General features: G+C 44.9%; 16 protein-coding genes. 11 read left to right on the top strand and 5 right to left on the bottom strand.

Going from position 1 to position 13,428, the window contains the following annotated elements; all coding sequences use genetic code 11:
- Positions 1–179 precede the first annotated feature (179 nt).
- The 3 genes from PSE7367_RS15000 (at position 180) to hisB (ending at position 2,380) form a co-directional block, all read left to right on the top strand.
- The gene (locus tag PSE7367_RS15000; RefSeq protein ID WP_015166201.1) at positions 180–1,259 is read left to right on the top strand and encodes an AI-2E family transporter; all 1,080 of its coding nucleotides are present in this window, start codon (positions 180–182) and stop codon (positions 1,257–1,259) included.
- Positions 1,260–1,345: 86 nt separating this feature from the next.
- Complete coding sequence (locus PSE7367_RS14995) at positions 1,346–1,663, top strand: DUF7734 family protein (RefSeq protein WP_225882659.1); 318 nt, start codon at positions 1,346–1,348, stop codon at positions 1,661–1,663.
- A gap of 117 nt (positions 1,664–1,780) precedes the next feature.
- Positions 1,781–2,380, top strand: coding sequence for an imidazoleglycerol-phosphate dehydratase HisB (gene hisB / locus PSE7367_RS14990; protein ID WP_015166199.1), 600 nt, complete (start codon positions 1,781–1,783; stop codon positions 2,378–2,380).
- A gap of 10 nt (positions 2,381–2,390) precedes the next feature.
- Here the strand turns inward: hisB and PSE7367_RS21585 are convergent.
- The 3 genes from PSE7367_RS21585 to PSE7367_RS14970 all read right to left on the bottom strand — a co-directional run bounded on the left by PSE7367_RS21585 (position 2,391) and on the right by PSE7367_RS14970 (position 4,279).
- A protein-coding gene (locus PSE7367_RS21585) for an IS1 family transposase (RefSeq protein ID WP_156800412.1) occupies positions 2,391–3,112 on the bottom strand; the annotation gives its coding sequence in 2 pieces (ribosomal slippage) (positions 2,391–2,806 and positions 2,806–3,112; 723 coding nt in all).
- Positions 3,113–3,161: 49 nt separating this feature from the next.
- The gene (locus PSE7367_RS14975) at positions 3,162–3,437 is read right to left on the bottom strand and encodes a hypothetical protein (protein WP_015166198.1); all 276 of its coding nucleotides are present in this window, start codon (positions 3,435–3,437) and stop codon (positions 3,162–3,164) included.
- Between the two features lie 26 nt (positions 3,438–3,463).
- Complete coding sequence (locus PSE7367_RS14970; RefSeq protein WP_015166197.1) at positions 3,464–4,279, bottom strand: hypothetical protein; 816 nt, start codon at positions 4,277–4,279, stop codon at positions 3,464–3,466.
- A 201-nt stretch (positions 4,280–4,480) separates the two neighbouring features.
- On the opposite strand from PSE7367_RS14970, the gene PSE7367_RS14965 reads away from it, so the two are divergent.
- The 6 genes from PSE7367_RS14965 (at position 4,481) to PSE7367_RS14940 (ending at position 10,332) form a co-directional block, all read left to right on the top strand.
- The gene (locus PSE7367_RS14965) at positions 4,481–5,092 is read left to right on the top strand and encodes a glutathione S-transferase family protein (RefSeq protein WP_015166196.1); all 612 of its coding nucleotides are present in this window, start codon (positions 4,481–4,483) and stop codon (positions 5,090–5,092) included.
- A gap of 16 nt (positions 5,093–5,108) precedes the next feature.
- The gene (locus tag PSE7367_RS14960) at positions 5,109–5,777 is read left to right on the top strand and encodes an RsmD family RNA methyltransferase (protein WP_015166195.1); all 669 of its coding nucleotides are present in this window, start codon (positions 5,109–5,111) and stop codon (positions 5,775–5,777) included.
- 245 nt (positions 5,778–6,022) lie between these two features.
- Positions 6,023–6,397 carry a DUF1257 domain-containing protein gene (locus PSE7367_RS14955; RefSeq protein WP_015166194.1) on the top strand — a complete coding sequence of 125 codons (375 nt, stop codon included), beginning with the start codon at positions 6,023–6,025 and terminating at the stop codon, positions 6,395–6,397.
- On the top strand, positions 6,398–8,140 hold the full coding sequence (locus PSE7367_RS20605) for a serine/threonine-protein kinase (protein ID WP_015166193.1): 1,743 nt from the start codon (positions 6,398–6,400) through the stop codon (positions 8,138–8,140). It begins immediately after the preceding gene.
- A gap of 414 nt (positions 8,141–8,554) precedes the next feature.
- Positions 8,555–9,850 carry an adenylosuccinate lyase gene (gene purB, locus PSE7367_RS14945; RefSeq protein ID WP_015166192.1) on the top strand — a complete coding sequence of 432 codons (1,296 nt, stop codon included), beginning with the start codon at positions 8,555–8,557 and terminating at the stop codon, positions 9,848–9,850.
- Entirely contained in the window at positions 9,847–10,332 is a 486-nt protein-coding gene (locus PSE7367_RS14940; protein ID WP_015166191.1) for a CGLD27 family protein, read from the top strand. The genes purB and PSE7367_RS14940 overlap by 4 nt, the downstream gene beginning before the upstream one ends.
- A 369-nt stretch (positions 10,333–10,701) precedes the next feature.
- On the opposite strand, the gene PSE7367_RS14935 is transcribed toward PSE7367_RS14940, so the two are convergent.
- Both PSE7367_RS14935 and PSE7367_RS14930 read right to left on the bottom strand, forming a co-directional pair.
- A complete protein-coding gene (locus PSE7367_RS14935) occupies positions 10,702–10,938 on the bottom strand; it encodes a hypothetical protein (RefSeq protein WP_015166190.1) in 237 nt (78 codons plus the stop codon).
- Between the two features lie 726 nt (positions 10,939–11,664).
- Positions 11,665–12,462 carry an MBL fold metallo-hydrolase gene (locus tag PSE7367_RS14930; protein ID WP_015166189.1) on the bottom strand — a complete coding sequence of 266 codons (798 nt, stop codon included), beginning with the start codon at positions 12,460–12,462 and terminating at the stop codon, positions 11,665–11,667.
- A 229-nt stretch (positions 12,463–12,691) separates the two neighbouring features.
- Between PSE7367_RS14930 and PSE7367_RS14925 the strand changes: the two genes are divergently transcribed.
- The gene (locus PSE7367_RS14925; protein ID WP_015166188.1) at positions 12,692–13,021 is read left to right on the top strand and encodes a type II toxin-antitoxin system RelE/ParE family toxin; all 330 of its coding nucleotides are present in this window, start codon (positions 12,692–12,694) and stop codon (positions 13,019–13,021) included.
- Positions 13,014–13,325 (top strand): helix-turn-helix transcriptional regulator, encoded by a 312-nt coding sequence (locus PSE7367_RS14920; protein WP_015166187.1) that lies wholly within the window; start codon positions 13,014–13,016, stop codon positions 13,323–13,325. The genes PSE7367_RS14925 and PSE7367_RS14920 overlap by 8 nt, the downstream gene beginning before the upstream one ends.
- The last annotated feature ends 103 nt before the right edge of the window (positions 13,326–13,428 follow it).

Raw genomic sequence — 13,428 nt, 5'->3', positions numbered from 1 at the left:
TATTTTTTTAATTTAAAAGTCAATCTAAAGTTAATCTAAGGCTAAGCTTAAATATTTGCTGCTATGCCCAACCTCGTTTTTTATAGCTAATCAAGAATTAAGCGATCGCTAATTTGATATAACTACTTTGCATCCCTGCCACCTTATTGATTTCAAGTAACTTCAAGTAAAGCAATTCTATGATTGATTTCATGGAAAAACAGCCACCATCAATCAAGCTGGCGATCATATTTCCTCTAGTTTTTCTGAATGTTTGGCTATTGTCACTTTTATGTGCCTACCTCCAGCCAATTATTAGCATTCTGGTCACGGCGGGATTAGTTGCTTTTTTGCTCAACTATCCGATCCGCTTGCTGGAAGGAATTAACCTCAAACGCTCCCTGGCGATCACGGTGGTTTTTGCCGCTGCCTTGATTTTGCTGGCAGTGCTGGGCTTTTTCCTGGTGCCTTTGCTGCTCAATCAGCTCAAAGAACTAATTACCAATCTGCCTAGCTGGATTGATTCCGGTAGCCAGCAACTTGAACAATTTATTAATTCCCCTTTTGCCCAGGGGTTGCCAGTGGATGTGGGTAATTTGGTGGCCGAACCGGTACAAAAGATTACCAACGAATTGCAATCGCTGGCACGGCAGAGCATTAGCTTTGTGATTAGTACCCTGGGTAGCATTTTTAATATCTTGATCACGCTGGTACTGGCGATCTTCTTGATTTTAGGCGGCAAGAACTTTTGGGATGGCATCTTTGATTGGTTGCCCACCAGGCACAATCACTTGATCGAAGAGTCGATCGCCCAGAGCTTGCAAAATTACTTTGCTGGCCAGGGCATTCTGGCAATTTTGTTGAGTGTAGTTTTGTCAATAATTTTTACAATTATGCAGGTGCCCTATGGACTTTTGTTCGGGATTGGGGCAGGCTTAGTCAGTTTTGTGCCCTATGGTGGCGTGTTTGGCAACATCATCGTTACTGCATTAGTGATGCTCCAGGACTTCGGCTTGGGTCTACAGGTGCTGGTAGTGGCGCTGGTAGTTGGGCAAATTAATGACAACATTGTGGCTCCGCGATTGTTGGGCGAAATCATTGGCCTCAATCCGGCCTGGTTGTTGTTGTCTTTGCTGATTGGTGCCAAGATCGCTGGCTTGCTGGGCTTGGTTTTGGCGGTGCCGATCGCCAGTGCAATTAAAAATACCGCGATCGCAATTAGGGATGCGCCCAAATTAATGCCAGGCATTGATCAATCGGAAGTGGCCTTAAATAGTTGAACATGCAGTCTAATCAGTTTGATTTTATTAACTCAGTTAGCTTTGTTGATTTGTAGTTCATTTAGTTAGGATTATCTTACGCTCCTATGGAAATAAGCATGGTACGTGGAATCTGTCAGCGGCTGGAGGAATACTCAATCAAGTATCCCCAGGAAGTTTTATTTGTGCGTTTGGAAGCCGATGGCCATTTTGATGAGGTGGCGATCTTTAAGGGGTTTTCCAGTTCATTGATGCATCCAACTGCGTTTGATCCTGACATGCCGGTGATTCCTGATGATGCCAAAATTCTGGAGGTCGATCGGGCTAAGGCTCCCTATAATCCAAAGGTGCCTGAATATATTGAGCGAAATATTACCTGGGCACAGTTTAAGAAAAAGATGGCTAAGGCGGGAATTAAGATCTAGGCTTTAGCTGCATATTAATCAAAGGGCGATCGCTTAGCTTTTTAGGAACGGGGCGATCGTCACTATTGATCTTTTACGAAGAGATACAATTGAATAGCTAATTAACCCAAGTTAAAAATGTCGCCAGAAAACCGGATCGCCGAAGTACATCGCCAAACCAAAGAAACCGACATCCTGGTCAGGCTTGATCTAGATGGGCGCGGTAAAGGGCAGGTAGACACAGGCATTCCGTTTTTGGATCACATGCTCTATCAAATTTGCTCCCACGGCTTGCTTGATCTAGACATCAAAGCCAAGGGCGATCTTTTCATCGATGATCATCACACCAACGAAGACGTGGGTATTACGATCGGTCAGGCGATCGATCGGGCGCTGGGCGATCGGAAAGGGATTACCCGGTTTGGTCATTTTATTGCCCCCCTTGATGAAGCCCTGGTGGAAGTAGTGATGGATTTTTCGGGTCGGCCGCACCTGGCCTATGGTCTGGAAATTCCCACCCAGAGGGTTGGTAACTACGATACCCAACTGGTGCGCGAATTTTTCCAGGGCTTTGTTAATCACTCCCTGATTACCTTGCACATTCGCCAGCAAGCGGGCATCAACTCCCATCATATTATTGAAGCTACCTTTAAGGCGTTTGCGCGAGCTTTGCGGATGGCGATCGAAATCGATCTGCGCCGTGCCAGCACCATTCCCAGCTCTAAAGGGGTTTTATAGTTAGGTAGTGCTATACAAGTAAGGATGAGTTGTAATGATGCACAAATAACCAGATAGCGCCAACATGGTTAGCTAACTTTTTCGAGAAAGAAAGAGATTTGCGAACCAGTCTTGAAGCTCTTTGCCTAAGAGTGCAATTAAATCGCTCAATTTTGTTTGTCAAGCCTGAACCTTTGTCCACTGGTTGATGACGCATACTCGGAACTACCTGAGCATAGGCACGCCAGAAATCAGTGTAACAAACAGCACATTGTCGATAAACGGGTGGTAAAGACTGCCATAATCCTTGAGCACCAACCTCATCTCTAGACCCGATATGCACTCCTACGATCTCCTTAGTATCAACATCTATAGCTAACCAAACCCAAACCTTGACTCGTTTCTTGCCTACAAAAGACCACAGCTCATCCATTTGAATGGTTAAGTGCCCTTTTTTTTAGCCTGTACCTGCACTTGTTGGGGCACTTGAGCATATTTGTGATTAACATATTGCTGTAGCCATCTTGGTGATACACCTACAACTCTGGCAATACCTGCGAGTGAAACCCTCTCTAGCAGAAGTTTGTCGATTTGAGCTTTAGTCTCATTAGCGATATATTTCTTCTTAGAATTGGCTACAAATTGTCTATTGCATTGTTTACATTTGAAGTTTTGTTTACCGTTGTGAATTTTGCCATTTTTGACAATTTTGAGTGAATTGCATCTTGGACAAGTTAGCTTAGATGTATCCATGAGAGAGAATTTTTGTATCTTCTATCCCATTATCCTTACTTCTGCATGACTACCGGCATTGTTTCTCGATCTCAATCAACCAATCGCTCCTACCACAATCGATCAACTTGTCATAGGCTTCGACCATCTCGGCACTGATTGATGATAAGTACGTGCACTTATAGGCTTCTATCCCTTCAAAATTAATCGAGTATTCGTATTTATTATCCTCCTCGTCTAGCAACACAAATACAAGCTCATGATCGCGGCCGATGAGATATTTAAGCGTTGGCTCACATTCAAAAGTTGTAGATGGAAAGGGTAGCTTTAGAATGGTTTTAATCATTGAATATCCCCCTTACTCTCAGATTACTAAGCGGCTTGGCCATAATCAGATGATTCTGAATCATCATCGGGGACATCCTCTTCATCACCTGGAGGAGGATCACCTCTTTCCCAGCAGGTAATACACAGCTTGATGCCATTCTCCCCCATCCGCTTCATTTTTTTGGGATTAAACTCCATGTTGCATTGCTGGTCATATTCGTAAAGATACCAGAAGGTAATATCCGAATTTTTAATACCCAGTTGATATAGGCTTTCAAATCTGCCTTCTAGAATTTTAAAAAACTCATCCACAAAGTAAAAAGCAGGATCTGATTCCATTTCCGTGACCTCATAAACCCAGGTATTAGCGATCGATCGACTGGCTTTTTGACCTAGAATTAATGAGATTTCCGAAGGCGTTACTTGCTCAGCTCTGATTTGCAGCTTGTAGATATATTTAGATGTTGTCTCTGCTTCTAAATCGATGTAGCCACCATCATTTTTCCAGCATGTAATACATAGTGGAATATCGTGATCGGCCATTCGCTCCATATCTTCTGGTGATATTTCTAAATTACACTCCTGGTCATATTCATGGTTTAGCCAAAACCAAATGTTAGAATTTTTGATTCCATAACGATTAAGGATTTCAAACTTTCCCGCCAGAATTTTAAAAAACTCATTTACAAAATCAAAGGGTAGATCTGATTCAGTTTGGGTAACCTGATAAGTCCAAAGAGTATCTTTATCGTCCTCTTCAGGGTCATATGGTTCACTTGATTGTGTGCCGAGTATTTCTGATATTTTTGCTGTTGAAATTGTATCAGTCCAAATCCAGAATTCGTAGATGTATCTGCTCACGATCGCATCCTCGATTTACCCTTATCGATCGCCCTTTCCTCCTGATATTTGCCTTTATTGTATTGTAATTCCAGGTTAGGGCAGGGTGTAAAGTAATAACGATCGCCAATTCATGTCATTAACTTCTGATTGATTCCACGCAGATCAGGATTTAGTTTGTGCCGATCGCCCTCTGCCCTGTAGTCTCAAACTCAAACAGCCATGAAACTATACACCTTCCAGCCCTCCGGCAACTGCTACAAAGTGCGATTGCTTTTGGCTCAGCTTGGCCTTGAATATAAGGCGATCGAGCTTAACCCGTTTAAGCCGGAAACCTTCCCACCCGAATTTTTGAGTATCAATCCCGCTGGTAAAGTGCCAGTTCTGGGATTAGACTCCGGTGAAGTTTTACTCGAATCCAGTGCCATGCTGTGTTACCTGGCCGAGGGTAGTGATTTTTATAGTGACGATCGCCTGAAGCGAGCCCAAATCCTGCGCTGGTTATTTTTTGAACAATTTAGCATTGCCCCCAACATTGGCCCAGTGCGAGTCTGGATCAAAATGTTCAAGCAGGCCGATCGCTATGCCGAAGTAATTAAATTCAAGCGTCAAAAAGCCTATGCTGCCCTGGAGGTGATCGAGAAACAGTTGAGCTTGCCGCAAAATCCATTTCTGGTGGGCAACCAATATACGATCGCGGATATGGCTATGTTTGCTTATATTAATCTTGCTCCCCAGGGTGACTTTGATTTATCTCCCTATCCGGCGATTAATAGATGGCTAGAACGGATTAAAACTCAACCTGGCTATATTGATATTAGTGCTGCTAATTAAGTAATCGCAGATATAGATGTCCCTGAGAGTTGGCGATCGCAAACTAAAAACCCTGGCTGGTGAAGCCACTCGCCCTACGGCCAGCCGGGTGCGGGAGGCGGTATTTAATATTTGGCAAAATAAAGTACCTGGTTGTTGGTGGTTGGATCTGTGTGCTGGATCGGGGGCAATGGGGGCGGAGGCGATCCTACGCGGTGCTGAGTTTGTAGTTGGGATCGAGCGATCGGCGGCGGCTTGCAATTTAATTAAACAAAACTGGCGGCAAGTCGCGGCAAGTATTACGAATAATCAGCAAGAACCTAAAAAGAGTTCAGAGATCTGGCAGCTCCATCGCGGTGATCTGTTGAAGGTGTTGCCCAAATTAATTAAGCAAGTTGCGGTTAATCGCCCAGAAGCAGTGATCGATCGGAGCCAAGGCGATCGCGCTAATGCTAAAGATTTAATCCTTCACCAAAAAAATTCAAACCAGCAAGGTTTCGATCTGGTTTATTTTGATCCACCCTATCAGAGCGATTTATATTTACCAGTGCTACAGCTTTTGCCAGATTTATTAAATCAAAATGCGATCGTCGCCGCTGAACATGCTCGCAAGCAGCAATTACCCGATCGGGTGGGGGATTTGCAAGTTAGCGATCGGCGCAACTATGGCAGCACCAGCCTGACTTTTTATACTTTAAGATCTTGATTTTTGGCTTAAATGCTCTATAGTCATAACCAACCAAAACCCACCAAAATACTTAGCATTGTTGCTAATATTAGGTATGTGGGGGTGCGATCGATTCCAATCAGCTTGTATTCATAGCTAAAAGACGATCGCCATAATTAACCCCATAGTTAACCAATATTGCGATCGCTAGCTTGCTAGTAGATCCGCCTCCAATTATTATTTTTAGCTTCGCAGTTGATCCTTTTGCCCAAGGAGAGCAGCAAATGTCCCATTTCACCACGATTCAGGTTCAAATTAACAATGGCGAGATCCTGGAGCAGGTATTACAGGAACTTGATTACCAGGTAGAGCGCGACACGATGGTGCGTGGCTATGCTGGCAACAAGGTCAAGGCTGATTACGTGGTACGGCAGGCAAATGGTTATGATCTTGGTTTCCGCAAGCGGGGCGAAAACTACGAACTGATTGCAGATTTTTGGGGAGCGCGGATCGATGAAAAAGCCTTTGTGAATGAGGTTTCCCGCCGCTATGCCCATAAGTCTTTGATGGCTTCGGTGCAAAATCAAGGTTTTACGGTCGAACAAGAAGAAACCCTCAAAGATGGCTCGGTCAGGGTTGTGGTGGGTCGTTGGGTCTAGATGGCATATTGCCTTAATCCCGATTGCAAGCAACCCCAAAATCCCGACTCACTAAAGTTTTGCGAAAATTGTGGTATGCCATTGGTACTGCGGGGTATGTATCAGGCGATCGCCCCGATCGGTCAAGGTGGCATGGGACGAACCTTCAGGGCGATCAATCTGGATAAGTTTAATCAGCCCTGCGTAATCAAGCAGTTTTTGCCGCAAATCCAGAGCAGCAATATTTCCAGCCAAATGTTGCGCAAGGCCACCGAACTATTCAATCGTGAGGCCAAGCAATTATATGAATTGGGTCGGCATCCCCAGATCCCCGAACTATTTGCCAGTTTTGCTGAGCAGGATCAACTCTATCTGGTGCAAGAGCTAATTGAAGGACAAACCCTGGCGGCGGAGTTGCAAGCAAACGGAGCATTTAGCCCGATGGCGATCGCTCAATTGCTTAATGACTTACTAACCGTGTTGCAATTTATTCATGACCGGGGTGTGATTCATCGGGACATCAAACCAGAAAATATCATTCGGCGCGATCGGGATCACCTGCCGGTATTAGTGGACTTCGGTGCTGCGAAGGTTGCCGCTGCTGCCACCACCACCGCCACAGTGATCGGTAGTTTGGACTATACCGCACCGGAACAATTGCGCGGTAAACCGATATTTGCCAGCGATCTTTATAGCTTAGGTGTAACCTGCATTCAATTGCTGACCAATGTCACGACCGGCGAGCTATTTTGCGATCGGCGTGATGCTTGGATCTGGCGGCAGTTTTTACCACAGCCATTGTCTGAGCAGCAAGAAGCTACCCTGGGCAAAGTATTAGATCAATTGATCTGTCGGGCAGTGGCCGATCGATATAAAACCGCGATCGCGGCTCTGGTTGATCTGCAAGCTAACTCTAATCCTAAAAATGGCTCAGCTAATTCTCCCCGCCCAGCTAATAATCAAATTAGTAATGTTGCCGCAAAGCAACCTTCCGCCAGTGCCCGTGGCAAAATCACCCCAGCCACCCCCACTGCATTCAAGCGCCAGAAAAGGCAAAATGCTCAAAATAAGCAAAGTAATCAAAAGCCTAATACCAACAATACCAACTCAGCGATCGCCAAATATCCTTCCAGTAGAGCGCCAATTAAGTCAGTCAGGCCAATGCGATCGTTAGCTCAACCACAAAACTCATCCCAGGCACAAAATCTACCAACCCCAAATAATCTAAGTAATTATGTCGTCAATCAACCAGGCCAATCACTTAATCATCAGCTTGTACCCGCCTATGGTCAACTTCAACAATTGCTAGAAGCCGGAGCATGGCAGGAAGCGGACAGCCTCACCAATGCGATCATCCTGCAACTGCTCGATCGCGCTCAGCTCAATCAAATTAGTAAAGGCGATATTCATAATTTCCCCTGTGTTGATTTATTGCATCTCGATCGGCTCTGGACTGGCTATAGTAGCGATCGGTTTGGGTTTACTGTCCAACTGGAGATCTGGCAGTCATTGGGTGGACTGATTGCCTACAATGCTGAAAACTATTGGCAATTTGCCGATACCTATCTTAAGTTTGCCCCCAAAGTAGGCTGGCAGATCCAGCGCCCCTGGTTTATTCCTTCCCTGGCCGAACCGCAATGGCGCAAGTATGAGGATTTTATTTTCTCCCGCCAAGCCCCATACGGTCACTTGCCCAGCTTTGGTTATGGTGATGGATATCGCTTGCTGGATTCACTTTTTGCAAGACTGAGCTTTTGTAACTAGGGCAAGTTGGAGTCAGTCATTGTACCTGGCTGTAAGCTATAGCAATGCATGGTTATACTTTGCTGGTCTTACAAAGGTAATGCCAAGTAATGCCAAGTCTGGTTTAATTTGGCAGGGATGGTAAATTTGGTAAGATCACTTAATGTAAATTTAATTTTGGTACTAAAATTTTGGTACTAAGAGTACATAAATTAGTTATTCAAGCTGGCCTTAGTTGATTTGTCGATCGCGGTTTGGCATTTCAGGCGATTAGTTAATCAGTGAATAATTGCCATTTAACCTGAGGAGATGAGGCTGATGAGGCTGTCGATCGATTCGACAAGCATATAGATAATTAAATCTAAAGATCCAGATTTTAAGATCTAGATAAAATTCGTATAAATAGAAAACAGAAAATTTAATTAGGCGCAAACATTGATAGAGCGATATACATTACCCGAAATTGGTCGGCTGTGGAACGACCACTATAAATATCAAACCTGGCTAGAAGTAGAAATCGCTGTGTGTGAGGCACAGGCTGAGCTAGGTTATATTCCTGCTGAGGCCGTAGCAGAGATTAGGGCGAAGGCAAAATTTGATCCCAAGCGGATCGATGCGATCGAAGCAGAAGTCCGCCACGATATCATTGCCTTTTTGACTAATGTAAATGAACATGTTGGTGATGCGGGGCGCTATATTCATCTGGGCTTAACCAGTTCGGATGTGTTGGATACGGCGCTGGCCTTGCAAATGATCGCCAGCCTGAACCTGATCCTTGAACAATTAGAAATTTGCACCCAGGCGATCCGCTACCAGGCACAACAGCATCGCTATACGATCATGGCGGGGCGAACTCATGGCATCCATGCCGAACCAATTACCTTTGGGTTCAAGCTCGCCGGATGGCTATCGGAAATGCTGCGTCACCGCGATCGGCTGAATACCCTGGCCAAACGGATTGCGGTTGGGAAAATCTCCGGTGCGGTGGGCACCTATGCCAATGTGGACCCCAGGATCGAAGCGATCGCCTGTCAACGCCTTGGCCTCAAGCCCGATTGTGCCTCGACCCAGGTGATCTCGCGCGATCGTCATGGGGATTTTGTGCAAACGCTGGCTCTCTTGGGTGGTTCGATCGAGCGATTTGCAGTAGAAATTCGCAACCTGCAACGCACTGACGTACTGGAAGTAGAAGAATTTTTTGCCAAGGGACAAAAGGGCTCCTCGGCGATGCCCCACAAGCGGAACCCGATCCGATCGGAGCGATTAACTGGAATGGCGCGAGTGTTGCGAGGGAATGCCACCACCGCCTTAGAAAATATTGCCCTTTGGCATGAGCGCGACATTTCCCACAGCGCCGCCGAGCGGGTAATTTTGCCCGATTCCTGTATTCTCACTTACTTCATGCTGTCGGAATTTTCTAGCCTGGTTAAAAACCTGTTGGTGCATGAACACAACATGGCGCGCAACCTCAATTGCTATGGTGGCGTGGTGTTCAGCCAGAAAGTCTTACTTGCCCTGGTCAAACAAGGGCTGTCACGGGAAGACAGCTATGCGATCGTGCAAAAACATGCCCATGTGGCCTGGAATAATCCAGAGGGCAACTTCCGAGAGTTAATCAGTGCTGATCCCAAGGTAACTGAGTTATTGCCACCAGAGATCCTGGCTGAATGCTTTGATCCCAAAGCCCACATGCAACATCTTGACCAAATCTATCAACGCTTGGGCATATGACCTGTCCCGTTCCGGAAGAACAACAGCCGCTGAATGAATATTTGGCGATCAAAGATGCCTTTCTCTATTGCTGGGCAACCAGATCCGGGTGGCCGCTTTACCGAATTCTATTAGGGGTTTGGCTTGGTTGCTGGGTGGTGGCGGGGCCAGTGGCAGCATCTAGTTTTTCGCCCTCACGCCATCTAGTTGAATTTGTCTGTTTGGGGAGTATTGGCGCTACGATCGGCCTAAGTCTGCCCTTGCTGCGGATCTGGCTAGCCTGGATCTATGTCAAAAACCGCTTACAGAGCGACAAGGTTTTATATGAAGAGACCGGTTGGTATGACGGGCAGGAATGGCAAAAGCCAGAGACCGATCTCGCTAAAGATCGCCTGCTGGTAACCTACGAGGTGCAGCCAATTTTGGCCAAGATCCGGAATATTCATCTGGGGATGGCGATCGCGGTGATTAGTTTTATCTTGGTCTTACGTGTTGTTAGTTAACCTGGTGAGTAATGAAAATACTGGTAATAGTATTTGCAGCAATAGTTTGATCAAACAAATCGCTAAGGTTGCAATAGAGTTTTTCGGCGATCGCTAATAACGACAAGCTAAAAGTTGCAAGAATCTGTTGAATTCTGGTTTAGCAAGCGACTCTTTTAAATTATTCTGGCTCCCATATGAATTAAGTATCTGGTGCATACAGGGATACTAATAAACTAAGCCAGGCATAAACTGATTCGGTTAAGTGACTCGGTTAAGTAACAGTCATACCTGGCTATTAAGGGCTATTGAGTTCTATTGAAGCTAGTAGTTAAGCGCTGATATCTTGAGATTGAACTAGTTAATTTAGCTGGCGATCGCCCTAAAAACCTAGAAATTGAGCCAGAAATTAGCGATCGCCAAAAAGCAAATCCCCACCCCCAAAGCAATACCGGACATCACAATAAAATTGGTAAATTGCTCGCTGAACTGCATTACCTCAGCCGCAATCACATTGGGGTTTTTGGTTTTGGGTGACCAGACCAAATAGCTAAACGCAAAAGCAAACATTAAAAAAGCCGTCACAACCATCAGAAAACTGAGCATGGGAATAAAGAAAACATGCATGGCTATAATTTCTCCTCTTAAATCCGGCATTGCACAAACAGTTACAAGGTCGATCGATTATTACTTGCAACTATTCCCTATTTGTCATTTGTCTTATCAACTGACTTATTCAACTGATTTACCAACTGCGCTGCATATCTTCACTGCAAGTTTGTGCCTTGTTTGGTGTATATGCTCAACAGAATACACATTGTAATTGCTGGCGATTTGATTGAAATTTTCTACTCTAGACATTGGAGCCCAAACAGCAGACCAGGCAGCACAATTGAGTTATATGTTAATTCTACTCGACCTTATTATTGTGATTATTTAATAACATTAAAAGTTTGCCAAAAGTAGTAAATTTTACTTAAAAAATACCCCGCGTCACGGGCGGGGTGGAGAAGTCCTGAAAATAATTACCAACTAGGTTAAGCGATCGACACATCTCCCGCTTCACCCATCTGGCTATATTGAGCTAGTTTCATCCGAGATGATGACATTTATTCTAGGGCTGGATCGGCCTGTAAATACTGTGGTTACAGAAATGGTAACGCTCTATCACTGCTCTTTTATTGTGAAACTTAGGGCGATCGATCAGCAGCCTAAACTAAGCTTTGGATTATTAATATTGCTTACTTTGCTAGGTTTTGTGTGGCATCGTTAACAATAATTAAAAATCATTAACTAAGTAAATATTCTTAGTATTAGCGCAATTTAAATGAGTGAATTTGCCCCATTATTAATCTAGACTGGCACGGCAAGAGCCGGGGAAAAGCGATCGCCAGGTTTTGGTTCGATCACCTGAACCGTCAGATTGCGGGCAGCGGCTAAATTTTTGAGTTTTTCTGCGCCACCATCAGCTTTTAAAACCCTGGTCAAAACACCTGTCATTTTGGCATCACTCCCCGATGCGGTGGGGATGATTAATTTGGGACGCAATAGGTCTACCGCGTCGATCGCGCTGTCTGCACCCTTGACCACCGGGCCAAGCAAGGGAATTGAGATCCCCATTAAGGGCGTAATCACAACATCGATCGGTTTTTCTGCCTTGAGCGATTCATAGTGATAGCCGTGGGGATCGTAGTAGATACTGCTAATGCGATCTTCTCCATCTTGATTATCGCTTGCCGTTCCCTCCCGCAAGATATAGGCATTTTCTAGCACAAATGGACCAATCGGATCACCTTCGATCGCCTTAATTGTGACTGATTCAGTCAGATTAAAGCTCTCGCCATGATTCAACACAGTCACATTGCCAAAACCTAGCTCAGTAACTACCTTAGCCGCATTGGGCGAGGCAACAACGGGAATTTGACGATCGAGCTGCTTCAATGTGGGCGGGTGGGCATGGTCTTCCAAACCTTGGGATAACAGCAGCAAATCAATATTTTCAGGAATTGGCATAGGCGATCGTCGCTCTTGCTTGAATAGCCAATCCATCCCCCCAAATACCAGTGGCTCAACTAACCAGGGATCGAGCAAGATTCTTTGCCCTCCCAGTTCAATTAACCAACCGTTGTTATCTAGCCAAGTCAAATGCATAGGTTTGAATTCTTAAAGTTGCTATGTTTCTGATTGGGCATAGATCTTATTCTCTCTACAACCCAAGTTAAGTTTAATCAGAATGAGCGATCGGCATAACTACTAAAAGACAGAAAAAATTAGAGTTGGGGCGATCGTTGGCGGCGAGCCATTAATTAATCACATTTAAATCTTTTAAATAAAATATTTGGATTATGATAAGCACAGCAAATTGATCGCGTGGGTTAGAATGAGGGTGACTTTTAAAACCAAGAAGCTGCAAAAGCTATGTGAGCAAGAGCATTCTGCCATAAGGGCGCTAGGCAGGGATTGTGCTATGAAGTTGAAGCGACGACTTGATGATATTCTTGACGCTGATTCAGTTCAAGAGCTTAGGGCTGGTCACCCACATCCTCTTAAAGGCGATCGTACAGGACAATTTGCCCTAGACCTTCATGGCGGAAAACGCCTTTTGTTTGAATCAGACCAAAATCCCACACCAGTCAGAACAGATGGAAGTATTGACTGGTCGCAAATAACTCAAGTTCGTATTGTTTTTATTGGTGATTACCATGACTAGAATACAGCAACCGTTTACACCGGATTGGTTCACCTCACCTGGCGATACGATCGCTGATATCTTGGAAGAATTAAAATGGACAAATAAGGATTTAGCCGCTCAGCTAGAATATCCTGTTGAGTTTGTGGATCAATTGATTGCTGGGGAAGCACCCTATGGGCAGGATGTGGCCCACAAGTTGTCACAGGTTTTAGGCAGCACCCCAGAATTTTGGATGCGGCGGGAAGCAAGATATCGAGTAAAACTCTCAGCACTTGAGCAAAAACAAGAATCAGTGGTAGATAAACCGAAAGTATCTAGCTAAGTATTAATACGCTTCAATGTTGGGATCTTGAATGAGCAAACGTCAAGCATAAAATGAGTAAGGACTAACCACTACCCCGCTTCGCTTATTTGCCATAATTTCA

Source organism: Pseudanabaena sp. PCC 7367 (assembly GCF_000317065.1).
GTDB classification, from domain to species: domain Bacteria; phylum Cyanobacteriota; class Cyanobacteriia; order Pseudanabaenales; family Pseudanabaenaceae; genus Thalassoporum; species Thalassoporum mexicanum.
Note: the sequence above shows the minus strand (reverse complement) of the source record. Positions and strands in the feature narration are given on the sequence as shown.